We start from the raw sequence: 20,945 nt of genomic DNA, 5'->3' as shown, positions 1-20,945 counted from the left end.
CCTGTCGATACTCTACAACCTTCATTCGACCAGTCGCGAATCTCTAGACATACCGACAAAAAAAGGAAATCTTTCAGGAACCGCGTCATAATCGTATGAGTCAAGAGTCTCATGGGGCGACGATGCCCGCAGGGCTCCTGGCACAACTGAGGGAAAGAAAATGATGGCTGATACTCTCCATGACCCGGAGAAGCTGCTCACGCCAAGTGAGGTCGCCGCGATTTTCCGCGTAGACCCTAAGACCGTGACCCGATGGGCCAAGGTTGGCAAGCTCTCTTCGATCCGCACGCTGGGTGGTCACCGGCGTTTCCGCGAGCTGGAGGTCCGCTCCTTGCTCGCTGAGGCGCAGGAACAGGCTCACTCCGCTTAGCATTCGCAAGTCACAGCGGCCCCCGTCCTCCAAGGGCGGGGGCCGTTCTCTTTGCCCTGGGGACGACGCCGACGCTGGGGCGGGGACTACCACCCGCGTTGCCTGCACAAAGGGTGCCACCTTGAGGGCAAGCGGCCTCCGTCGCGTGTCTGACAGCGGCCGTAATGTTGCCCCATGAATGTTGGTTTGGCGCATCAGCGCTTCGACACACCGGTGGGCAGCCTGAGCGTCTTTGCCGATGCCAACGGCGTGGTGCGCGCCGCTGGGTTCCGACCTCCTGCTCACGTGGCCGCACTGCTGCCGGCGGGCCTGGCCGCAGAGGGCTGGGCGGAAGGCTCGCTTCCGCACGTTGAGGAGGCCGTTGGAGCATGGCTTGACGCCGACGCCGCGCCGCTGTCCCAGGTGCCGGTCGCGCAAGCAGGCGGCCCGTTCTTTCAAGAGGTGTGGCAAGCAACGCGCGGCATCGTGGCGGGCGAGCCCGTCTCGTATCAGGAGGTGGCCGCTGCAGCGGGAAGGCCGCGAGCGATGCGCGCCGCCGGTACGGCGTGTGGTCACAACTCGATCGCGTTGTTCGTGCCATGTCACAGGGTGATCGCGTCGGGCGGGAGGCTGGGACAGTACGGGCCTGGTGGGCCGGGAATCAAGGCGGCGTTGCTGGCTTTTGAGGCGGGCTGGGGCGACGCCGCCGTACTGCGCGCCGGCCAAGAAGCTAGTCCGGATGCCTTGGCGCCGACGGGTGGGGTCCGATGAGCACCGTCGCGCCCGTTGAGCACGCCCCCATGCGGGCCTGGATGCCCTCCCTTGTCGTGGCGGCGCTCGGATGGGGATCCTCGTTCTTGTTCATCAAGATGGGCCTCGAGGCGTTCACGCCGGCCCAAGTGGGCTTTGGGCGGTTGGCGGTCGGTGCCGTCGTACTCGTCGGTATGGTCGCGCTGTCGCGCCGGTGGCCGCGTCTCACCCTCAAGCAAGTGGGAGCGATCTCGGTGGTCGCCGTGTGCATGTCGGGCGTGCCGATGGTGCTGATCCCGATGGCGGAGCAACACATCACGTCGATCCTCGCGAGCCTGCTCAACGCCACCACGCCCCTGTGGACGGCACTCTTTGTGGCGCTCCTCATCCCTGCCGAACGGACGACGCGCGCCCAACTTGTTGGTCTCCTCGTGGGAGCGGCGGGCATCGCAGTGCTCGTGGGCGCGTGGGACGTCAGCGAATTTTCCTTGAGCGGCACTGTCCTGATGCTGACGGCGACCGCGTTCTATGGGATTGGGGGCACGTTGTCGCGCATGTTGCTCACCCGGGTGAGCGCTGGCCCGGCCGGCCTGTCGATGACCCAGGTAGGAGTCTCGGCCGTCATGCTTGCCCCGGTGGCCGTCTTCTCGGGGGCGCCCGAACCGGGAGCGTTCTCGCTCACAGGGGCGCCGCTGTGGGGGTTGCTGGCGCTCGGCGTGCTCGGCACCTCGTTCGCCTACGTCATGTTCTGGAAGGTGGTGAAGCTCGCGGGTGCCACGGCCGCGACGTCGGTGACGTTCTTGGTGCCGGTGGTCGCGACGGTGCTCGGAGTCACCATCCTGGGAGAGGGCCTTCAGTGGTACGAGCCGGTGGGCGCCGCCGTCGTGTTCGTCGGCGTCTGGCTGGCTGGCCGGACCCGGCCCAAGCGCATACCCCCGCCAGCGGCGACTCCGCCGGGAGCGCCCTCTGTCGACGTGGCTTAACTACCGAAGTAGCGACGCAGACTGGTGATGGCCCGCTCGGGCTTCAGGTCCTTGTTCTCTTTGATCTTGGAGACACCCACACCGATCAGAATGCCGGCGATGAGCAAGAGGCCGCCTCCGACCACCAGAGCGGCGAGCCACGCCGGCCAGACCTGCGCGAGGCCAATCACTGCGGCGGCCAGGAACACTGCGAGGGAAAAGAACAGGAACGACGTGGCCGCAGCGACGAGGCCGACACCGATCCCGATGCCCTTGGCCTTCTGCTGCATCTCGGTCTTCGCGTCGTCCAGCTCGGTGCGCAGAATCCCCACAGCTTGGCCCGCGAAGGCCGCCACCAGTGCGTTCACCAGGTACTTGCCAAAGCCGCCGGTCTTCATAGTTCCTCCTAGGACTGAAGACTCCAGTACAGCGTGTTTCGGGGGCTATGCGCAAACGCGCCGGGAGATTCCGCCCATCGGAAGCGAGGCGTGCCCGCCTAGACTCCCGGTATGAGAGTCGCGATAGCGCCTGACTCCTTTAAGGGCTCGATAGCGGCCGACGCTGCGGCCAGGGCTATCGCGGATGGGTGGCTTGAAGTACGGCCGAGCGACGACGTGGAGCTCATGCCCCAAGCCGACGGCGGCGAGGGAACGCTCGACGCGATCGAGGCCTGCATCCCGGGTGCGCAACGCCGCGGCACCTTCCCCGTCGACGGCCCGGACGGCAGACCGACCCGTGGTGAGTGGCTGGTGTTGCCCGATGGCGTAGCCGTCGTCGAACTCGCTCAGATGTGCGGGCTGCCGCTCATGGCCGAGCACGACGCCCTGAGGGCCTCCACGCGCGGCTTCGGCCAGACCATCGGCGCTGCGCTGGATGCAGGAGCGACTCGACTGGTGCTGGCGCTTGGAGGATCGGCGTCGACCGACGGGGGTGCGGGTGCGCTGATGACTTTGGGCCTCCGACTGACGGATGCTTCAGGTGCGCCTCTTGGCCCTGGCGGGGCCGCGCTTGCCGATCTGCACATGCGCGACAACTCGGAACTCCGTCCGCCGCCCCCGGGCGGCGTGACGATGCTCACCGACGTGACCGCGCCCCTTCTTGGGCCCGAGGGAGCTGCGGAGGTCTTTGGTCCGCAGAAGGGGGCATCCTCGGCCGACGTGCAGGTGCTCGACGCCGCCCTGCGTCACTACGCGCTGGTGCTGGGTGGCGACCTCGACGCTCGAGGCGCGGGTGCGGCGGGAGGCACGGCTTTCGGGTTCGCGACGCTTTGGGGCGCGCGCATCGAGTCGGGAGCCGCCTACATCCAGCGCCTGACCGGGCTCTCGGCCGCGCTCGCTCACATCGACCTAGTCATCACCGGCGAGGGCCGGTACGACGCGCAGTCGTCGGGCGGCAAGGTGGTGGGCGAGGTGCTGACCGCGGCCGGGCGCCTGGGCACACGTGCCGCCGTCATCGCTGGCCAAGTCGCGGAGCAGCCACCCGTACAGGCGCTCTCGCTCATAGACTTGGCTGGCTCAGGTGCTGATGCTCTTGCACGCCCGGCCTTCTGGCTCCGGGCCGCGGGGGCCGCAGCCGCCGCCGCGTGGGGCGAGGGGTAGCGCAGCGGCGGGGCTTCTTGTGGTGGCTCCGACGGGCGTCGATCCCGTGACCTCACGATTTTCAGTCGTGCGCTCTACCAACTGAGCTACAGAGCCTCAAGGAGCGCGGCATCGGCGAGAGACCGCACCCCCCTTTGAGACGAATGCCCCTCTTGGATAAGAGGGGCATTCATACCCGCGACCCTGACGGGACTTGAACCCGCGACCTCCGCCGTGACAGGGCGGCGCGCTAACCAACTGCGCTACAGGGCCTTGACGTCCCGCCGGAGCGGAACAAGACCAGAGAAAGTGTAGACCATGACAGCCGACACCCAGTACCCCCAACGGGATTCGAACCCGTGCTACCGCCGTGAAAGGGCGGCGTCCTAGGCCACTAGACGATAGGGGCTTGAGCCAAGTGTCAATGATAGGGGTAGTCGGAGGGTGGGTCCACCCACGGGTGGGACACAATGGGGTCATGGTCTCCATGTCGGCAGAAGATTTCGAGCAAGCGGTCGATGACGCGCTCGACATGGTGCCAGCCGAGCTACTGGACTTGATGGACAACGTCGTGATCTTGATCGAGGACGATTCGCCCGATGGTGAGCCGGAGTTGCTGGGCCTATACGACGGCGTCTCGCTGACGGACAGGGGTGCCGACTGGGGCTTCGGCGAGCTCCCTGATCGCATCTTCATCTACCGCAATCCGACCCTGAAGGTGTGCGACAGTCCCGATGAGGTGCGCGAAGAGGTTGCCGTCACGGTGGTGCACGAGATCGCGCACCACTTTGGCATCGATGATGACCGCCTGCATGCGCTCGGGTGGGCCTAGCCGACGGCTCTGTAGCGCGTCCCACGCATTCCCCGCGGCCTGCCCCTGTCCTTGCCCACTTCCGCCCTTGTTTCCCGCCCCGTGGGGCCTCTTCCTGCCCCCGTCCCGCCCCGGCGGGGCCTCTTCCCGCCCCCGTCCGGCCCCCTTGGGCTTCTTCCCGCCCCCGTCCGGCCCCCTTGGGCTTCTTCCCGCCCCGGTCCGGTCAAGAACTCACTACTGAACTCGCCCGCACGGCTGCTGTGCACGTCGCCGCGCGCCGGAGCGGCGAGCGGGTAGTGAGTTTTGGGCGGAGTGAGCCGAGGTGGGACGGGTTCGAGCGGTTTGTTGGAGGGTGCGAGGCGCGCGAGGAGCGCATGGGCCTGTCTGCGATACCGACAGCGCTATCCACAGGGCCGCTGTCTCCACAGTTTCGTCGACGGACCAAGCCCTGGAGCCGGTGACGACGCCACACTTCCCCACGTGACTCCTGAGCAAGTCCTTACGTTGCTGGGCGGAGTGGCGACGCGACAACAGCTGGTCGGCATGGGGATTGCGGACCGGGCGCTCGCGAACGCAGTGGCGCGAGGCACCATGGAGCGCGTGCGGCAAGGGGTGTACGCCGTTCCGCTTGCTGATCGAGTGCAGGTGGCACGTATCGCGTGGCGATGCGAGCCCACCTGCTTGACCGCAGCCCGCCACCTCGGGTTGCCTGTCGCGTCTCGCGATGACCGACTGCACATGGCGGTTGCCCATGACCGCAGTTCCGGGCGCCCCAACGCTTGGCCGCCTGCGTCGGTGATTGTCCACATGACGAGACGGCTTCCACCTGATTCACCCCGCACGGCCGATGTGATCGACTCTGCAACACGCTGCGCTTCCCGCCTGGAACAGCTCGAGATGGTGGACTCGGCCTTGAACAAGGGGCTGATGCTGGAGGGGGACATTGGTGGCCTTCGGTACACGCCGGCGCGGCCCCGTCGGTGGCTCGCTCGCCATTGTGATGGTCGGAGTGAGTCGTTGCTGGAAACGCGCACCCGAGTCGCGCTCCGAGCGGCGGGGCTGCAGGTGCAGCCGCAGGTGACAATTCCCGGTGTCGGTCGAGTCGACCTTCTGGTCGAGGGCAAGGTCGTCGTGGAGACCGACGGGCGCGCCACGCATGCTCTGACCGCCGCCTTCGACGCCGACAGGAGGCGTGACCGCTCGGCCCTCCTTGCGGGCTACCTGGTGATGCGCTTCGGCTACGCCGACGTGATGGGGGACGTGGGCGCGCTCGTGGAGCAGGTGGTGGCCGTGGTGCGTGGGGCCGCCTCGTTGCGTCGGTAACGGTTCGCGACACTGGTCGCTCCGCGGGCAAGGTCGCGTGGGGTCAAGAACTCACTACCAACTCGACCGAAGTGCCTGGGCCCCACGGCGCTGACGTGGTTGCCGTCATCGAGGCAGTGAGTTCTTGACGGGTGTGGGTGAGTGGTGAGGGGTGTGGGGTTTGGGGTGTGGGGTGTGGGGTGTGGGTCAGCGGTGCGGGGTGGGGGTGCGGGGTGAGCGGTGAGCGGTGCGGGGTGCGTGACGTCGAGGTTCCGTACGGAGGCTGAGGCTCAGAACGCACGAACGCCGCGCCCCCATCAGGGGCGCGGCGTTCGGCTGAGGTCCTACTTCTTGGTAGTGCCGGGCTTGGTTGCCGCACGCGGCTTGGTGGCGGGCTTCGACGCCGCCTTGGACGCGTCGGCCGTGCGCGCCGCATTGGCGGCGACCACATCGGCCTCCACCATCGCGGGGCTGGTGGGAGGGGTCTCCTGGGTGCCACGCTTCTGCGCCACCCATGACAGCCCGTGATAGATCGCGAGCGCCGCGACCGTGCCGAGCGCGATGCCGTTGAAGGTCATCGAGCCCCAGACGGCCACGTAGTCGGCCGTGCCGATGATGAGCGCGACAGCCGCCGTGACGAGGTTGACGGGGTGCGAGAAGTTCACGCCGTTCTGCACCCAAATACGCGCACCGAGCACCGCGATGAGGCCAAACAGGAGCGTGGCGAGTCCGCCAAGGACTCCGATCGGCACCACCGCGACGACGGCTCCGAACTTGGGCACGAGGCTCAGCAGTAGCGCCACTCCCGCAGCCACCCAGTACGCGAGTGTCGAATAGACCCGCGTAGCCGCCATGACGCCAATGTTCTCGGCATATGTGGTGGTACCAGAGCCGCCGCCAAGACCGGCGAGGGTCGTGGCGACGCCGTCGGCGAAGAGCGCCTTGCCGGTCATAGGGTCGAGGTCCCTATTGGTCATGGCCGCGACCGACTTCACGTGGCCGATGTTCTCTGCGATCAGCACCAGCACCACAGGGATGAACGCGACGAGCACCGAGCCCTTGAACGAGGGCGTGTGGTACTCGGGGAAGCCAAACCAGGCGGCCTCGCCGATGACGGCACCGGCGCCGTCCCACTCGCCACGGATCGCGGCGAACAGTCCGCCGATGACGGCTCCGGCGAGGATGGCGATGCGGCCAAGGAAGCCCTTGGACAGCACCATGAGCAGCAATACCGCGGAGAGGGTCACAAGCGCGGTCCACGGACTGCCGTTCCACATGTCCTTCGCGGCGCCAGCAAGGTTCAGTCCGATGAGCGCCACGATGGTTCCCGTGACAGCCGGGGGCATGAGCTTCTGGATCCAACCGGCACCGAGCAGGTGCACCATCGCGCCGACGCCGGCGAGCAGGAGACCGGCTAGGAGGATGCCGCCGAGGCCGACGGCGATCGTGGCACCATCAAGAGGTCCGTTTGCGGACGTCACGCCTGCGGCGGCGAGCGGAGCGATGAACGCGAAGCTCGAACCGAGGTAGGAGGGCACCTTGTTGCCCGTGATCATGAGGAAGACGGCCGTGCCGACAGCGCTGAAGAACAGCGTGGTGGACGCTGGCATGCCCGTGATGGCCGGCACCAACAGGGTGGAGCCCATCATGGCCAGCACGTGTTGCGCGCCGATGCCGATGGTGCGTGGGTAGGTGAGGCGCTCGTCGGGCGCTACGGCCTGATTGGCTTTCAGATTCTTGCCGTCGCCATGGACGGTCCATGACATATAACTCTTGAGTCGAGACACAACGGTAGACATGCGGCTCCTTCGCCTTGTTTTCTCCATCGCCGGGCCTGCCATCGTGTCCGGCTTGCTCGCACTCTAGGGGTAGAAGGTCCTGGGTTCCTGAGCATCAGGTCCCGCGCGTCGGAGGAAGTTGGCGAAAGGGCCTGTCCGAGATTGCCTCTCGTGTGAAATGATGTTAACGCCAACATTTTTGGCTGACACGTAGCGCGGCGTGGTGGGGCGAACGCTCCTGGCCGGTAGCCTCACGATGTCGACACGAGGAACGGTGGGGTGGCAATGGTGAACGTGGTGCGCGGTCCGAGCATGCACGACGTTGCTGCTCGCGCAGGGGTTTCTCACCAGACAGTGTCGCGAGTACTCAACGGCTTCGAGGGGATCCGACCCGGTACCAGGGATCGAGTGCTGGCTGCTATTGCTGACCTCGGCTATCGCCGCAACGTTGCCGCGAGGTCCTTGGCCACCGGTCGCTCCCAAGCCGTCGGAGTGCTGGTGCCCGACACCCCCAACTTCGGCCCAACCTCCAGTTTTTATGCAGTGGAACGGGCCCTGAGAGACGCGGGTTTCCAAGCCCTCAGCACGGCGACGGCTAACGACCCCGAGTCCGTCGACGAGGCGCTCGACTTCCTCTTCGGCCGATCGATCGAGGCGCTCGTATTGATGGCGCCCACTCGCAGCGTGCTTGACGTCGCCGACGCCAGGGCGAGCAACGTCCCCGTCGCCTATCTGTTGACGGGGGACGAGCGCGCGCCGTGGTCGGTCTCCGTTGACCAGGGCCAAGGAGTCAGGCTGGCCCTCGACCACTTGGTCGCGATGGGTCACAAGCGGATTCAGCACATCACCGGGCCAGGCAACTCCACCGAGGGCAGGCTGCGCGAGAGCGCGTTCGTCTCGGAGATGATGCGCCTCGGCTTGCCACGGCTGCCGATGATCGAGGGCGACTGGTCGGCTCAGTCGGGATTTGACGCAGGCGCTCAACTCGACCACTCCGCGACCGCGGTCCTGTGCGCCAATGACCAGATGGCGCTTGGCCTCATCCATGCCCTTGGCGTTCGCGGCATCGACGTTCCGCGTCACATTTCGGTAATCGGCTTCGACGACATTCCTGAGGCGGCGCACACGATGCCCCCGCTGACGACGGTGCGGCAGGACTTCCGAGCGGTCGGTGCGCTCGCAGTAGAAGTGCTGGTAGCCGCACTGTCCGGCGAGGAACTCCCTGACACGACGCCACTGCCAGCTGAGCTCATTGTGCGCGCATCGGTGGCCGCTCCGAGCATGTAGGCCCTCGAATGCGGCCCGCCTGCGGGCTTCACGAGCCCGCACCGGCAGTCAGGAACCAATGTCCCGGTTGCGCTCACAAATGTTAGCGTTATCATTCAGAGGTTGGCGGTTCCGGTTTCTCGCCGGCAGCACCGGTATTCCGAGGGCAAGGAGGCCCCAGTGCAAGACGACAAGTACGTAGTGGGCGTGGACTACGGCACGCTTTCCGGGCGAGCCTTGGTGGTCCGCGTGAGCGATGGCGAAGAGCTTGGCACTGCGGTGCACGAGTACCCCCATGCGGTCATGGACAGCGAACTCGCGGCGACGGGCGAGAAGTTGCCCCCCGAGTGGGCGCTCCAGGTCCCCCAGGACTATCGCGAGGTGCTGCAAAAGGCCGTCCCCGCAGCGATCAAAGCGGCGGGCATCAACCCTGCCGATGTCATCGGTATCGCGACCGACTTCACGGCGTCGACGCCGATGCCGGCGCTCGCCGATGGCACACCCATGTGCGAGGTGCCTGGTCTTGAATCGCGCCCGCACGCCTACGTGAAGCTGTGGAAGCACCACGCGGGCCAGGCTCAGGCCGACCGCATCAATGCCCTCGCGCGCGAGCGTGGTGAGGATTGGTTGCCTCGCTATGGAGGCTTCATTTCTTCCGAGTGGGAGTACGCCAAAGCGCTCCAGATCCTCGAAGAAGACCCCGAGATGTACGAACGGATGGACCACTGGCTCGAGGCCGCAGACTGGATCGTGTGGCAACTGTGCGGCGAGTACGTCCGCAATGCCTGCACGGCCGGTTACAAGGGCATCCTTCAAGACGGCGACTACCCTTCCGAGGACTTCGAAGCCGCTCTCAATCCCGCATTTAAGGGCTTCGCGGCCTCCAAGCTGGCACACCGCATCGGCCAATTGGGCGAGCGCGCAGGCGGCCTGACCGCGGAAGCGGCAAAGTGGACCGGTCTGCCCGAAGGGATTGCCGTCGCAGTAGGTAATGTCGACGCCCACGTGACGGCCCCCGCCGCCAAGGCGATGGAGCCTGGGCAAATGCTCGCGATCATGGGCACGTCGACGTGCCACGTGATGAACGGCGACAGCTTGGTCGACGTGCCCGGTATGTGCGGTGTTGTCGACGGCGGCATCGCCGCTGGCAAGTACGGCTACGAGGCTGGCCAATCCGGCGTCGGCGACATCTTTGCTTGGTATGTCAAGAACCAGGTGCCTGGCCGCTACTTCGATGACGCAGAGGCAGCTGGCAAGTCCGTGCACCAACATCTGACCGACCTCGCTTTCGAGGAGCCGGTCGGCGCACACGGTCTGGTCGCGCTCGACTGGCACAACGGCAACCGCTCTGTGCTGGTGGATACCAATCTGTCTGGCGTGATCGTGGGCCAGACGCTCGCGACCAAGGCCGAGCAGGGCTACCGAGCGCTCCTCGAGGCGACGGCCTTTGGCACGCGCGTGATCGTGGAGACCTTCAACGCGGCGGGCGTTCCCGTCACCGAGTTTGTGGTGGCCGGAGGGCTGCTCAAGAACCCTCACCTCATGCAGATGTATGCGGACGTGCTCCGCTTGCCGCTGTCCACGATCGTCTCCGACCAGGGCCCGGCCTTGGGTAGCGCCATTCACGCGGCCACCGCGGCAGGTGCCTACGCGTCGGTCGCCGACGCTGGAGAGGCCATGGGCCGCGTCGAGCGGGGCAAGTATCAGCCCAACCAAGAAGCGGCCGACGCTTATGACCGCCTCTTCGCCGAATACCAGCTCATTCACGACTACTTTGGCCGCGGCGCCAACGACGTCATGAAGCGGCTCAAGGCCATGCGAAAGGAGGCGCACTCGTGACGAACTACGACGTCGGCGCTATTGAAGAGACCGTCGCCGGGCTGCGTCAGCAAGTGAGCGACCTCCACGCGGAGTTGCCGCGCTATGAATTGGTCATCTGGACCGGTGGCAACGTGTCGGGCCGCGTGCCTGGGCACGACCTGTTCGTGATCAAGCCCTCCGGGGTCGGCTACGAGGACCTGGCACCGGACAACATGGTGGTGTGCGACCTTGACGGGAACGTCATCCCCGGCACGGCCGGCTCCGATCGCTCGCCTTCGTCCGACACGGCCGCGCATGCTTACGTGTACCGCCACATGCCCCACGTGGGCGGGGTGGTCCACACCCACTCGACCTACGCCACGGCGTGGGCCGCTCGTCACGAGCCGATCCCGTGCGTCATCACCGGCCAGGCAGACGAGTTTGGCGGCGAGATCCCCGTGGGCCCGTTCGCCATCATCGGCGACGATTCGATCGGCCGCGGCATCGTCGCGACCCTCGACGGCCACCGCTCGCGGGCGGTGCTCATGGCCAACCACGGCGTCTTCACCATCGGCAAGGACGCCAAAGACGCGGTCAAGGCCGCCGTGATGTGTGAGGACGTGGCGCGCACCGTCCACATCGCGAAGCAGGGGGGCGACCTGGTGCCGATCCCTCAAGACAAGATCGACGCGCTCTTTGATCGCTACCAAAACGTCTACGGACAGAAGCCGCAGGGAGGCCTCTCATGACCAGCATCGTTCCCAACCTCGCCGAGTACGAGGTGTGGTTCCTGACCGGTAGCCAGACGCTGTACGGCGACGAGGTCTTGGCGCAGGTCGCCGAGCAGTCGCAAGGCGTGGTGGCGCACCTTGACGGCGCCGACGCTGTCCCGGTCAAGATCGCGTGGAAGCCCGTGCAGATCTCGCGTGAGCAGATCCACGCGACGATGCTCGAGGCCAACGCGGCCCCGAACGTCATCGGCGTGATCACGTGGATGCACACGTTCAGCCCGGCCAAGATGTGGATCTCCGGACTTCAGGCGCTCACCAAGCCGCTGTTGCACCTGCACACGCAGGCGAACGTCGAGCTGCCGTGGGACAAGATCGACTTCGACTTCATGAACCTCAACCAGGCCGCACACGGCGACAGGGAGTACGCGTACATCGAGTCTCGACTGGGAGTGCCGCGCACCACGGTGGTGGGTCACGCCTCGCACGCCTCTGTTCAGGAGCGCGTGGGGGACTGGACGCGCGCCGCTGCTGGCGCTCACGCCGCCCGCTCCATGAAGGTCGCGCGTTTCGGCGACAACATGCGCTTTGTGGCCGTCACCGAGGGCGACAAGACCGAGGCGGAAGCCGTCTTTGGTGCCCAGATCAACACGTGGGGTGTCAACGAGTTGGTGGAGCGTGTTGACGCTGTCACCGACGCCGAGATCGACGCGCTCGTGGCCGAGTACATCGAGTTGTATGACGTCGCCGAGGAGCTGCTCCCAGGCGCCGCTCGACACCAGTCCCTGCGCGATGGCGCCGCCATCGAGGTGGCTCTGCGCGCGTTCCTTGAGGAAGGCGGCTTCACGGCCTTCACCGACACGTTTGAGGATCTGGGCGCACTCAAGCAACTGCCAGGCCTCGCGGTGCAGCGCCTCATGGCAGACGGCTACGGCTTTGGGGCAGAGGGTGACTGGAAGACCGCCATGCTGGTGCGCATCGCCAATGTGATGGGTGCAGGCCGTCCAGGAGGCGCGAGCCTCATGGAGGACTACACATATCACCTGGTCGAGGGCGAAGAGCTCACGCTGGGCGCTCACATGCTTGAAGTGAGCCCTTCGCTGACGTCTGCCAAGCCGCGCCTTGAGGTGCACCCGCTCGGCATCGGCGGCAAGGAGGACCCCGTGCGTTTGGTGTTCACCGCCGACGCAGGGCCAGCAATCGTCGTGGCGCTGTCGGACATGCGCGATCGCTTCCGCTTGGTGGTCGCTGCAGTCGAGAACGTGGACTTGCCGGAGCCGATGCCCAACCTCCCCGTTGGCCGCGCCGTGTGGCGTAGCAAGCCTGACTTCAAGACGGCCGCCACGGCGTGGATGATGGCGGGTGCCGCGCACCACACGGCCATGTCCAACCAGTTGTCGCCACAGGTCATCGAGAACTTCGCCCGCATCATGGGTGTCGAGCTGGTGACGATCGACGACGGCGTCACGGCAGCCGACGTGGAGCGCTCCATGCGCTTCAACGCGGCCTTCTACGGCTCGCCTGGCCGTCGCTGAGGCCCGACGTCGGCCGACACGCCGGCGTCGAAAATGTGTCGAAACGCGAACCGGTTCGTGTTGTAACCGGATCGTGACCAATTGTGGTTTGACATCGAAATGTTAACGTGAACATACTGACTGTACGACCGCTCCTGACAGGGGCGGACTATCTCGAGGAGGAGATATGAACGCAAAGCGGCTTATGGGTGCCGCGGCTGCAACAGTCCTAGCTCTAGGACTTGCAGCTTGCTCCGGCGAAGGTGCCGGAACCACCAACGACGACCCCACCGACGGAGCGGCTCCTGTCGCTGAAGACGTTCGCGTCGGCGTGGCAATGCCCACGCAGACGTCCGAGCGCTGGATCGCAGACGGCGCTGCCGTTGAGAGTGGACTTCAGGAGCTCGGCTACGACGTCGACCTGCAGTTCGCGAACGACGACATCCCCACGCAGACCCAGCAGATCGACCAGATGATCACCAACGGTGCAGACCTGCTGATCATCGCCGCGATCGACGGCACCGCGTTGACGGCCCAGCTGGAGAACGCAGCCAGCCAGGGAATCCCCGTCATCGCTTACGACCGCCTGATCCGCGAGAGCGAGAACGTTGACTTCTACGTGACGTTCGACAACTACCAGGTGGGCGTGCAGCAGGCGACTTCGCTGCTGGTCGGCCTCGGCATCCTGGACAAGGACGGCAACGAGACCGGCGAGACCGGCCCGTTCAACGTGGAACTGTTCGCAGGTTCGCTCGATGACAACAACGCCTTCTTCTTCTGGAACGGCGCGATTGACACCTTGCAGCCCTACCTGGACAACGGCACCCTCGTGGTTCCTTCCGGCCAGGTCGAGATCGAGCAGGCAGCCATTCTGCGCTGGCAGCAGGAGACCGCACAGCGTCGCATGGAAGACCTGCTGACGGCTTCCTACTCAGGAGGCACCACCGTTGACGGTGTGCTGTCGCCTTACGACGGCCTGTCACGCGGCATCATCACCGCGCTGCAGAACGCCGGCTACCCCGCCACCATCGCGGATGGTTTCCCGATCGTGACCGGTCAGGACGCCGAGATCGCCTCGGTCAAGCTCATTGCAGATGACGTGCAGTTCGCGACCATCTTCAAGGACACCCGCAAGCTGGCCGCTCAGGCAGTGACCGCTACTGAGGAGTTCCTCAGCGGTGGCGAGCCCACGGCCAACGACACCGAGACGTACGACAACGGCGTCAAGGTGGTCCCCTCGTTCCTGCTCGAGTCGGACATCGTCTACGCAGACAACATCGAGTCGCTGCTTGTTGACTCCGGTTACTGGACGGCCGAAGAGGTCGCATCCGGCGTCGCCGAGTAAGTAGTCACTCCCGCCGAACCCATCGTGGTGCCGGGCGCAACCCGCCCGGCACCACGTGGGAGCCGGCCTCCACCCCCCCCACGAAGCCACCAACGGAGGTAGGCGCGTGTCCACCATCCTTCAGATGCAGAGCATCACCAAGGAATTTCCCGGCGTCAAGGCGCTGGAAGACGTGAATCTGACCGTCGAACAGGGCGAGATCCACGCGATCTGCGGCGAGAACGGCGCAGGAAAGTCGACCCTCATGAAGGTCCTGTCGGGCGTCTACCCGTACGGCACCTACGACGGCGACATTGTCTTTGAAGGGCAGGTTGCCCGCTTCCACTCGATCAACGAGTCCGAAGACGCAGGCATCGTCATCATTCACCAGGAGCTTGCGCTGGTGCCCCACCTCACGGTGGCGGAGAACATCTTCCTCGGCAACGAGCGCCGCGGCCGCACAGGACTCATTGACTGGAACCGTGCCAACCACGAGGCCACCGAGCTCATGAACCAGGTCGGGCTGCACGAGAACCCTGTGACGCCCGTCAGCCAGCTCGGTGTCGGCAAGCAGCAACTCATCGAGATTGCGAAGGCGCTCTCGAAGGACGTGAAGCTACTCATCCTCGACGAGCCCACCGCGGCGCTTAACGACACCGACTCGGCCCACCTGCTGGGCCTGCTGCGCAAGCTCAAAGAGCGCGGCATCACGTCGATCATGATCTCGCACAAACTCAATGAGATTGAGAACATCGCCGACACGACGACCGTGATTCGCGATGGCAAGACCATCGAGGCTCTCAACATGGCCGACGACGGTGTCGACCAGGACCGCATCATTCGCGGCATGGTGGGTCGCGACCTCGAACACCGCTACCCAGAGCGCGACTCGCACGTCGGCGAAGAGGTGTTCAGGGTCGAGGACTGGACCGTGTATCACCCCACGCAGCAAGAGCGCGTCGTCATCGAGGACGCCTCGTTCTTTGTCCGCGCGGGTGAGGTTGTCGGCATTGCAGGCCTGATGGGCGCAGGTCGCACTGAACTGGCGATGAGCATCTTCGGACGAGCCTATGGGCGCGCGCACTCCGGCACCATCCTCAAGGACGGCAAGGTGCTCAACCTCCGCACCGTGTCTGACGCGATCGATGCTGGCATCGCCTATGTGACAGAGGACCGCAAGAAGTACGGCCTCAACCTCATCGACAACGTGCGCCGCAACGTCTCGTCCGCAGCGCTCTTCAAGTTGAGCCGCAACGGCTTTGTCAACGGCAACGAAGAGCTCAAGGTGGCTGAGGAATACCGCAGCTCCATGAACATCAAGACGCCAACGGTCATGCAGACGGTCAACAACCTTTCTGGTGGAAACCAGCAGAAGGTGGTGTTGTCCAAGTGGATCTACACCGACGCCGACGTGATCATCCTTGATGAGCCCACGAGGGGCATTGACGTGGGCGCCAAGTACGAGATCTTCACGATCGTGAACCGGCTCGCCGCGGAGGGTAAGGCGGTGATCGTCATCTCTTCGGAGCTGCCGGAGCTGCTCGGCACGTGCGACCGGATCTACACCCTTGCCTTCGGGAGGATCACGGGCGTCGTCGACGTCGCGGATGCCACCCAAGAGGGCTTGATGAAATTGATGACTCAAGAACGTTCGGCCGCCAATGGAGGCGCCGAGGAAATGGAACAGGCGCAGTCATGACAGGCACGGCCAACCTCAAAGACTTAATGCTGCGCAATGTGCGCCAGAGCGGCATCTTCATCGCCTTCGTGGCGATCGTGGCGCTGTTCACGTGGAGAACCGACGGCACGCTCCTGAGCCCAGGAAACCTCACCAACATCGTGTTGCAGTACTCCTACATCCTGGTGCTGGCCATCGGCATGGTGATCGTCATCATCGGTGGGCACATCGACCTGTCGGTGGGTTCCGTCGCCGCGTTCGCCAGCGCCGTCTCGGGACTGCTCGTGATCAGGGAAGGACTGCCCTGGTGGCTGGGCGTGCTCGCCGCCGTGACTGTCGGCATCATCGCTGGCGCCTGGCAGGGCTTCTGGGTCGCCTTTGTGGGCATTCCTGCGTTCATCGTGACGCTGGCAGGCATGCTCTTGTTCCGAGGCACCACGTGGTACGTGCTCGGATCGATCTCCCTGTCGCCGTTCCCCAAGGTCTACCAAGACATCGGCAACGGCTTTGCCAACGGGTGGCTCGGTGGAGACGGCTACGACCTCTTCACCATCCTGATCTTCGCCTTCGCCGTCGCTGGCTACGCGGCCAGCGCAGTGCGTGGGCGTCAGGCGCGTCTCGCCTACAACCAGAGCGTCGAGTCGCTGTGGCTCTTCATCCTGAAGATCGTCGCCGTCGGTGCCGTCGTCATGGCGTTTGCGTGGCAGCTCGCGAATGCTCGCGGCCTTCCGTACGTGCTCATCATTCTTGGTGTGCTGGTCATGGTGTACACCGTCGTCACTACGCGCACCGTGTTCGGCCGCCACGTCTACGCCATTGGTGGCAACCTCACCGCGGCCACGCTGTCTGGCGTCAAGGTCAAGTGGGTCAATTTCGGCATCATGCTCAACATGGGCTTCCTGGCCGGTGTGGCAGGCGTGCTGTACTCAGCTCGTACCAACTCAGCGCAGCCGGGAGCAGGACAACTGTTCGAGCTCGACGCCATCGCCGCATCGTTCATCGGTGGCGCGGCGGTCACCGGCGGCGTCGGCCGAGTGACGGGAGCCATGGTCGGTGGTTTGATCATGGCCGTGCTGTCCAACGGCATGTCGCTCTTGGGCCTCGAACTGCCGGAGCAGCAGATGGTCAAGGGTCTCGTGTTGCTTCTCGCAGTGGCATTCGACGTGTACAACAAGCGTCGCGCAGGAACCAAATAGCAGTACCTCTCCGACCTGGTGCGCCCCTCCCGTGGTGTGCCAGGGGGCGATGCCCCGCCGAACCGTTTCTAGCGTGCGGTCCGGTGGGGCATCGTCGCGTCTGCGGCTACTGCTCCCGCGACGGCAGGCTCACTTCTGTGAGGCGCTCCAACTCGTCGATCAGGGCGGTGCGGGAGGGCGCGTCGAGTGCAATCGGGTTGGGCGCGAGTTCTTGACGACGCTTGAGGTAGCGGCCGCTGAGCGTCGCCTCAGCGTCGTCGGATGTTGCTAGCCACACCTGGGTCTCGGCGCCGAGCTCGACGGGGTCGGGCGCTTGCGGCCCGCCCATCTCCGTCTTGATCCAGCCGGGGTCGACGGCGTTCGAGATCACATGGCGGTAGCGCGCCGCGACCTCCAGCGCGAGCATCAGGTCGTGGAGCTTGGAGTCCGAGTAGGCTTGCATGCCGCGCCACTCGCGTTGCGTCCACTGCAAGTCCTCTGGCGCCCAGGTGCCGTTCGCTTCCAGCCCCGAGGTCAGGTAGACGATGCGCCGCGGCAACACCATGAGACCGGTCAGCATGTAGGGCGCGATGACGTTGGTGTGGAAGATGCGCTCGAAACCGTCGGAGGTTAACTCCCTGCCGGCCAAGCCGCCGCCGACGCCGGCGTTGTGAATGATCACGTCGTAGGGTCCCTGTGCGCTCGCGGACGCGGCGAGCGCGGCGGTTGAGGCGAGGCTATCGAGTTCGCCCGTCACGATCCCAGCGGCACCGGGAACCGCCTTTGCCGCGTCGTCCTCCCTGGCGGCGTTGCGGGCGTGCACCACCACCTCGTGGCCAAGGTCGATCAGTTGTCGCGCGGTCTCCGCGCCGATGCCGCGGGTGGAACCGGTAATGAAAATGCGTGCCATGGTGGCCTCCTTTGGTGACGCAACGTGTGCCGTTGAGCGCCCTATTCCACTTTCCACGGGTTACCGTATGGCCCATGGGTATCACTGACGAACTGCTCGAGCACAACGCCGACTACGCCGCCGAGTACATTGCCGACCGTCCCCTCGCCCCCAAGCGTCAACTCGCCGTGGTGGCGTGCATGGACTCGCGGCTCGATACCTTCGCCATGCTCGGCCTGGACATCGGTGACGCGCACGTCATCAGGAACGCTGGCGGCGTGGTGACGGACGACGTGATCCGTTCGCTCACCATCTCGCAGCGAAAACTGGGCACGCGAGAGATCGTGCTCATTCACCACACCGACTGCGGCGCCCTGACCTTTAGCGACGACGAACTGCGCAACGAGTTGCTCGACGAGACGGGGCTCAAGCCCACCTGGAGCCCCGAGTCCTTCAAGGACCTCGATGCCGACCTGCGTCAGTCGATGGCCCGCTTGCAGCGCTGCCCGTTCCTCGTGGACACGACGCAGGTGCGCGGTTTCGTGTTCGACGTGCATTCTGGGCGCTTGCGCGAGGTCGTGTAGTCCCGCCACTTATCCACAGATGTCGCTGACGCGAGACGCGGGGGCGCCCCTGTCTGCTTGAGTGCTGGTCATGACACGGGTGATGCGGATAGTGGCCTTGGTTTCGGCGGTGGCATGCGCCGTGGGCTGCTCGGGTGTGGACAGAGACGAGCCGATGCCGTCGGCGTCGGCGGCTGTCCGCGCTTCTGAGCAGACGCCGACGCTTCAGCCGGCTGAGCCGCTCGACTTCGGTGACTACTACGGCATCGGGGTCTATGGCACGGGAAGCGATCAGTACGGAACGTATGCACATATGTCGGTGAGCGACCCGTGGTTGGTCATCGATCTGGAAGACGCGATCGTTTCGACGTCGGCCCTGGAGTCGCTCCGAGAGGATGAGCTCAAGATCCATGCGCGTGCCGCCCTTGACTTCCTCGTCTCCGTGGTCATCGACTCGCCGTTGGTCTTTGATGACTCCCCTGCGGCGCAAGAAGCGTTCTGGAATCTTGCGGACGGCCATCTTCTCCAGGTCGACCCATTTCGCGACTACTTCACTGCTGGCGCCGACCGGGGCGACTTTGTGTTGGTCGACGATGATCGACTCGAGTGGCGTCAGACGGCGGGCTATCAGCCCGTCTCTTACAGCGAGGACGAACCTCGCGCGCGCATTCAGGAGTTGTCACTGATTCGGGTCGATTACGAGACCGGCGCATTCCCTGGTCCGAGTTACACCTTCCGCGCCTCGTACGCACGGCCCATTGTGAGGTCCACGGGCGAACAAGCATGGGAGAAAGTCTCCACGCGGTACACCATCAGCATCGGCTACCTCATGGACGGTCGCCCAGGCATCTCGGGACTCAACTTCAATGGCCACGCGCGTGTAGGCATCTACGTCGAGGGTGGGTGGAAGGGATTGCCGGTCGTGGAGCGGAGATCCCCATGGCAGGGAGCCGTGATCAGGGATGGTCACGGCGTGCGGTTCCCCGTGTTCGAAGGGTGGTCCACCGAGTCCGATATGGGCGAGGCCGAGGACCGGGGCATCCGCATCGATGATGCGGACCTACCCCACGCAGTGCCGGCGTACTACCGCGGATCGGGCGAGAATGCGGATGACGCCCCGTACCTCGTGACACGCGTCGATCCGGCGCAAGACGACCCGTATGTGAGCGGCGTCGAGCAGGCAATTCTCGACGCGGAACTCCCGGACGAGTACTTCTGGGCCGATGGTGCGAAAGGGGGTCGCATCGTGATGCGTGGTGCGCGATATGCCACCGTGGAGCTGCGACCCGCGGATGCGGACGGGCGCTTCGACCTGATTTCGGTTGACATCGTCGACGTGCTCGGTTGGAGACACCAGGGGGAGTACTACGTGGAGGCTGGAACCGGGGAGCAGAGACTGCAGGACGTCATTGACGGCCTGTGGCTTGATCCAGTCACCATGGCGGAGGCGGAACTTCCCGCACGAGAGGCCGCAGACTCCGCATAGTCTGCGGCGCGGACATTCCCGTCGCTTACGCTGGGCTGGACGAGAGGAGTTCGCGATGCGGATGTGGATGAAGTTCTTCAAGGCGATCGCCAACGGCACCTGGAAGCTGTCGCCCGTCTCATGGCTAGCCGCCATCGGAACGCTTGTCTAGGTGGTGTCGCCGATCGACGTGATTCCCGAGTTGTTCTTGCCGTTTATCGGCTATATCGACGACTTGGGGCTCTGGGGAGTGATGTCCGTGCTCGCGGCGAGGGAGAAGGCGCGCTGGGAGACATCGCTGCGCGCCATTTCTATCGATGTTGGTGACGTCTCGGCCCGGTAGGCGGGATCTGGCACACGGCGCCACGCCCGCAGCCGCATGGCCGCCCAGGTGAGGGCGCACAGCACGGCCCCTTGCGCCGCAATCGTCACAGCGACAGCTCCGATGCCGCGCGAAGGTTCAAGGTACTCATACGGCACCCAACCCCCCGACCACACGCGGATGACAGCAGCCGCCGACCATGCCATCGGGTAGGCAACGAGCCACGGCAACAGCCTGGTGGGGACGGGCAGCCGAGTGCCGACGAGCAAGTGTTCCGCGATCATGTAGAGCGGCGTGACCACGTGGGAGATGATCATCACCGTCACCAGTTGCGGCCCGTGCTCAAGGCCAAGCGGCGCCACCTGCACCCAGTAGACGCACGCAATGAGCACGAGGTTGGCGGCGACGAAGGCGCGCCCGACTTCGAGCCACCACGGTGCTTGAGCCATGCCGCTCGCGGCGACTGTTGCCACCACCCACACGATCAAAGCCGCCACGTTCGTCTGGAGCGTGTAGTAGCTGAGGAGATCCAAGTAACTCGACGGAACCAGGCCGGAATTGTCAGTGAGCGTCGCGATGAGCGCGCCGACGATGAGAAGCGACATCGCGACGCGCAGCGTGGCTACCCAGCGGGTAGAGGCGGAATGGTGACGGCTCATGGCGAGTTCAACCTTAGGAGACCTTGACCCGAT

General features: G+C 65.2%; 19 protein-coding genes, 3 tRNA genes and 1 pseudogene. 16 read left to right on the top strand and 7 right to left on the bottom strand.

What is annotated here, in order from left to right; all coding sequences use genetic code 11:
- Window positions 1–163 precede the first annotated feature (163 nt).
- The 3 genes from LGT36_RS10175 (at window position 164) to LGT36_RS10165 (ending at window position 2,082) form a co-directional block, all read left to right on the top strand.
- On the top strand, window positions 164–370 hold the full coding sequence (locus LGT36_RS10175) for a BldC family transcriptional regulator (protein WP_226095128.1): 207 nt from the start codon (window positions 164–166) through the stop codon (window positions 368–370).
- A gap of 174 nt (window positions 371–544) precedes the next feature.
- Window positions 545–1,120 (top strand): methylated-DNA--[protein]-cysteine S-methyltransferase, encoded by a 576-nt coding sequence (locus tag LGT36_RS10170; protein ID WP_226095126.1) that lies wholly within the window; start codon window positions 545–547, stop codon window positions 1,118–1,120.
- Window positions 1,117–2,082 carry a DMT family transporter gene (locus LGT36_RS10165; protein ID WP_226095125.1) on the top strand — a complete coding sequence of 322 codons (966 nt, stop codon included), beginning with the start codon at window positions 1,117–1,119 and terminating at the stop codon, window positions 2,080–2,082. The genes LGT36_RS10170 and LGT36_RS10165 overlap by 4 nt, the downstream gene beginning before the upstream one ends.
- Here the strand turns inward: LGT36_RS10165 and LGT36_RS10160 are convergent.
- Window positions 2,079–2,459 carry a phage holin family protein gene (locus LGT36_RS10160; RefSeq protein WP_226095124.1) on the bottom strand — a complete coding sequence of 127 codons (381 nt, stop codon included), beginning with the start codon at window positions 2,457–2,459 and terminating at the stop codon, window positions 2,079–2,081. The two genes, LGT36_RS10165 and LGT36_RS10160, sit on opposite strands and share 4 nt — an antisense overlap.
- Window positions 2,460–2,570: 111 nt before the next feature.
- On the opposite strand from LGT36_RS10160, the gene LGT36_RS10155 reads away from it, so the two are divergent.
- Window positions 2,571–3,659, top strand: coding sequence for a glycerate kinase (locus LGT36_RS10155; RefSeq protein ID WP_226095123.1), 1,089 nt, complete (start codon window positions 2,571–2,573; stop codon window positions 3,657–3,659).
- 20 nt (window positions 3,660–3,679) lie between these two features.
- Here the strand turns inward: LGT36_RS10155 and LGT36_RS10150 are convergent.
- The 3 genes from LGT36_RS10150 to LGT36_RS10140 all read right to left on the bottom strand — a co-directional run bounded on the left by LGT36_RS10150 (window position 3,680) and on the right by LGT36_RS10140 (window position 4,047).
- A tRNA-Phe gene (locus LGT36_RS10150) sits at window positions 3,680–3,755 on the bottom strand.
- An 82-nt stretch (window positions 3,756–3,837) separates the two neighbouring features.
- Window positions 3,838–3,911, bottom strand: a tRNA-Asp gene (locus tag LGT36_RS10145).
- A 63-nt stretch (window positions 3,912–3,974) separates the two neighbouring features.
- Window positions 3,975–4,047, bottom strand: a tRNA-Glu gene (locus LGT36_RS10140).
- 69 nt (window positions 4,048–4,116) lie between these two features.
- On the opposite strand from LGT36_RS10140, the gene LGT36_RS10135 reads away from it, so the two are divergent.
- The 3 genes and pseudogenes from LGT36_RS10135 (at window position 4,117) to LGT36_RS10130 (ending at window position 5,772) form a co-directional block, all read left to right on the top strand.
- The gene (locus LGT36_RS10135) at window positions 4,117–4,470 is read left to right on the top strand and encodes a metallopeptidase family protein (protein WP_226095122.1); all 354 of its coding nucleotides are present in this window, start codon (window positions 4,117–4,119) and stop codon (window positions 4,468–4,470) included.
- A gap of 291 nt (window positions 4,471–4,761) precedes the next feature.
- Window positions 4,762–5,064: pseudogene (locus LGT36_RS14250) on the top strand (type IV toxin-antitoxin system AbiEi family antitoxin domain-containing protein); the annotation flags it as partial.
- A gap of 462 nt (window positions 5,065–5,526) precedes the next feature.
- Window positions 5,527–5,772 carry a DUF559 domain-containing protein gene (locus LGT36_RS10130; RefSeq protein ID WP_226264477.1) on the top strand — a complete coding sequence of 82 codons (246 nt, stop codon included), beginning with the start codon at window positions 5,527–5,529 and terminating at the stop codon, window positions 5,770–5,772.
- Between the two features lie 323 nt (window positions 5,773–6,095).
- Here LGT36_RS10130 and LGT36_RS10125 read toward each other — a convergent pair whose 3' ends face one another.
- Entirely contained in the window at window positions 6,096–7,550 is a 1,455-nt protein-coding gene (locus tag LGT36_RS10125; protein ID WP_226094980.1) for a uracil-xanthine permease family protein, read from the bottom strand.
- Between the two features lie 264 nt (window positions 7,551–7,814).
- Here LGT36_RS10125 and LGT36_RS10120 point away from each other — a divergent pair, with 264 nt between their 5' ends.
- The 7 genes from LGT36_RS10120 (at window position 7,815) to mmsB (ending at window position 17,035) form a co-directional block, all read left to right on the top strand.
- Complete coding sequence (locus LGT36_RS10120) at window positions 7,815–8,816, top strand: LacI family DNA-binding transcriptional regulator (protein ID WP_226094981.1); 1,002 nt, start codon at window positions 7,815–7,817, stop codon at window positions 8,814–8,816.
- Between the two features lie 159 nt (window positions 8,817–8,975).
- On the top strand, window positions 8,976–10,634 hold the full coding sequence (gene araB / locus LGT36_RS10115; RefSeq protein WP_226264475.1) for a ribulokinase: 1,659 nt from the start codon (window positions 8,976–8,978) through the stop codon (window positions 10,632–10,634).
- The gene (locus LGT36_RS10110) at window positions 10,631–11,344 is read left to right on the top strand and encodes an L-ribulose-5-phosphate 4-epimerase (RefSeq protein WP_226094517.1); all 714 of its coding nucleotides are present in this window, start codon (window positions 10,631–10,633) and stop codon (window positions 11,342–11,344) included. The genes araB and LGT36_RS10110 overlap by 4 nt, the downstream gene beginning before the upstream one ends.
- On the top strand, window positions 11,341–12,858 hold the full coding sequence (gene araA, locus LGT36_RS10105; RefSeq protein ID WP_226264474.1) for an L-arabinose isomerase: 1,518 nt from the start codon (window positions 11,341–11,343) through the stop codon (window positions 12,856–12,858). The genes LGT36_RS10110 and araA overlap by 4 nt, the downstream gene beginning before the upstream one ends.
- Window positions 12,859–13,024: 166 nt before the next feature.
- Window positions 13,025–14,182 (top strand): multiple monosaccharide ABC transporter substrate-binding protein, encoded by a 1,158-nt coding sequence (gene chvE, locus LGT36_RS10100; RefSeq protein ID WP_226094711.1) that lies wholly within the window; start codon window positions 13,025–13,027, stop codon window positions 14,180–14,182.
- A gap of 124 nt (window positions 14,183–14,306) precedes the next feature.
- Window positions 14,307–15,860: a multiple monosaccharide ABC transporter ATP-binding protein gene (gene mmsA, locus LGT36_RS10095; RefSeq protein ID WP_226095334.1), complete on the top strand. Its 1,554-nt coding sequence runs from the start codon at window positions 14,307–14,309 to the stop codon at window positions 15,858–15,860.
- A complete protein-coding gene (gene mmsB / locus LGT36_RS10090; protein ID WP_226095333.1) occupies window positions 15,857–17,035 on the top strand; it encodes a multiple monosaccharide ABC transporter permease in 1,179 nt (392 codons plus the stop codon). The genes mmsA and mmsB overlap by 4 nt, the downstream gene beginning before the upstream one ends.
- Before the next feature lie 106 nt (window positions 17,036–17,141).
- Here mmsB and LGT36_RS10085 read toward each other — a convergent pair whose 3' ends face one another.
- Entirely contained in the window at window positions 17,142–17,924 is a 783-nt protein-coding gene (locus LGT36_RS10085) for an SDR family NAD(P)-dependent oxidoreductase (RefSeq protein WP_226095332.1), read from the bottom strand.
- A gap of 74 nt (window positions 17,925–17,998) precedes the next feature.
- Here LGT36_RS10085 and LGT36_RS10080 point away from each other — a divergent pair, with 74 nt between their 5' ends.
- Both LGT36_RS10080 and LGT36_RS10075 read left to right on the top strand, forming a co-directional pair.
- Entirely contained in the window at window positions 17,999–18,487 is a 489-nt protein-coding gene (locus LGT36_RS10080) for a carbonic anhydrase (protein ID WP_226095331.1), read from the top strand.
- Window positions 18,488–18,557: 70 nt separating this feature from the next.
- Window positions 18,558–19,952 carry a hypothetical protein gene (locus LGT36_RS10075; RefSeq protein ID WP_226095330.1) on the top strand — a complete coding sequence of 465 codons (1,395 nt, stop codon included), beginning with the start codon at window positions 18,558–18,560 and terminating at the stop codon, window positions 19,950–19,952.
- A gap of 201 nt (window positions 19,953–20,153) precedes the next feature.
- Here the strand turns inward: LGT36_RS10075 and LGT36_RS10070 are convergent, their stop codons facing one another.
- Entirely contained in the window at window positions 20,154–20,912 is a 759-nt protein-coding gene (locus LGT36_RS10070; RefSeq protein ID WP_226095329.1) for a Pr6Pr family membrane protein, read from the bottom strand.
- Window positions 20,913–20,945: the final 33 nt, after the last annotated feature.

The organism is Demequina sp. TMPB413, assembly GCF_020447105.2.
Lineage (GTDB): Bacteria > Actinomycetota > Actinomycetes > Actinomycetales > Demequinaceae > Demequina.
This window is presented reverse-complemented; position numbering and strand designations above follow the sequence as displayed.

What these genes read in the sequence shown, in the direction of transcription:
- LGT36_RS10170 (WP_226095126.1), top strand. Translation starts at nt 545, where the DNA reads ATGAATGTTGGTTTGGCGCATCAGCGCTTCGACACACCGGTGGGCAGC.
- LGT36_RS10080 (WP_226095331.1), top strand. Translation starts at nt 17,999, where the DNA reads ATGGGTATCACTGACGAACTGCTCGAGCACAACGCCGACTACGCCGCC.
- araA (WP_226264474.1), top strand. Translation starts at nt 11,341, where the DNA reads ATGACCAGCATCGTTCCCAACCTCGCCGAGTACGAGGTGTGGTTCCTG.
- LGT36_RS10120 (WP_226094981.1), top strand. Translation starts at nt 7,815, where the DNA reads ATGGTGAACGTGGTGCGCGGTCCGAGCATGCACGACGTTGCTGCTCGC.
- LGT36_RS10135 (WP_226095122.1), top strand. Translation starts at nt 4,117, where the DNA reads ATGGTCTCCATGTCGGCAGAAGATTTCGAGCAAGCGGTCGATGACGCG.
- chvE (WP_226094711.1), top strand. Translation starts at nt 13,025, where the DNA reads ATGAACGCAAAGCGGCTTATGGGTGCCGCGGCTGCAACAGTCCTAGCT.
- mmsB (WP_226095333.1), top strand. Translation starts at nt 15,857, where the DNA reads ATGACAGGCACGGCCAACCTCAAAGACTTAATGCTGCGCAATGTGCGC.
- LGT36_RS10175 (WP_226095128.1), top strand. Translation starts at nt 164, where the DNA reads ATGGCTGATACTCTCCATGACCCGGAGAAGCTGCTCACGCCAAGTGAG.
- LGT36_RS10070 (WP_226095329.1), bottom strand. Translation starts at nt 20,912, where the DNA reads ATGAGCCGTCACCATTCCGCCTCTACCCGCTGGGTAGCCACGCTGCGC.
- LGT36_RS10075 (WP_226095330.1), top strand. Translation starts at nt 18,558, where the DNA reads ATGACACGGGTGATGCGGATAGTGGCCTTGGTTTCGGCGGTGGCATGC.
- LGT36_RS10165 (WP_226095125.1), top strand. Translation starts at nt 1,117, where the DNA reads ATGAGCACCGTCGCGCCCGTTGAGCACGCCCCCATGCGGGCCTGGATG.
- LGT36_RS10160 (WP_226095124.1), bottom strand. Translation starts at nt 2,459, where the DNA reads ATGAAGACCGGCGGCTTTGGCAAGTACCTGGTGAACGCACTGGTGGCG.
- LGT36_RS10085 (WP_226095332.1), bottom strand. Translation starts at nt 17,924, where the DNA reads ATGGCACGCATTTTCATTACCGGTTCCACCCGCGGCATCGGCGCGGAG.
- LGT36_RS10155 (WP_226095123.1), top strand. Translation starts at nt 2,571, where the DNA reads ATGAGAGTCGCGATAGCGCCTGACTCCTTTAAGGGCTCGATAGCGGCC.
- LGT36_RS10125 (WP_226094980.1), bottom strand. Translation starts at nt 7,550, where the DNA reads ATGTCTACCGTTGTGTCTCGACTCAAGAGTTATATGTCATGGACCGTC.
- mmsA (WP_226095334.1), top strand. Translation starts at nt 14,307, where the DNA reads ATGCAGAGCATCACCAAGGAATTTCCCGGCGTCAAGGCGCTGGAAGAC.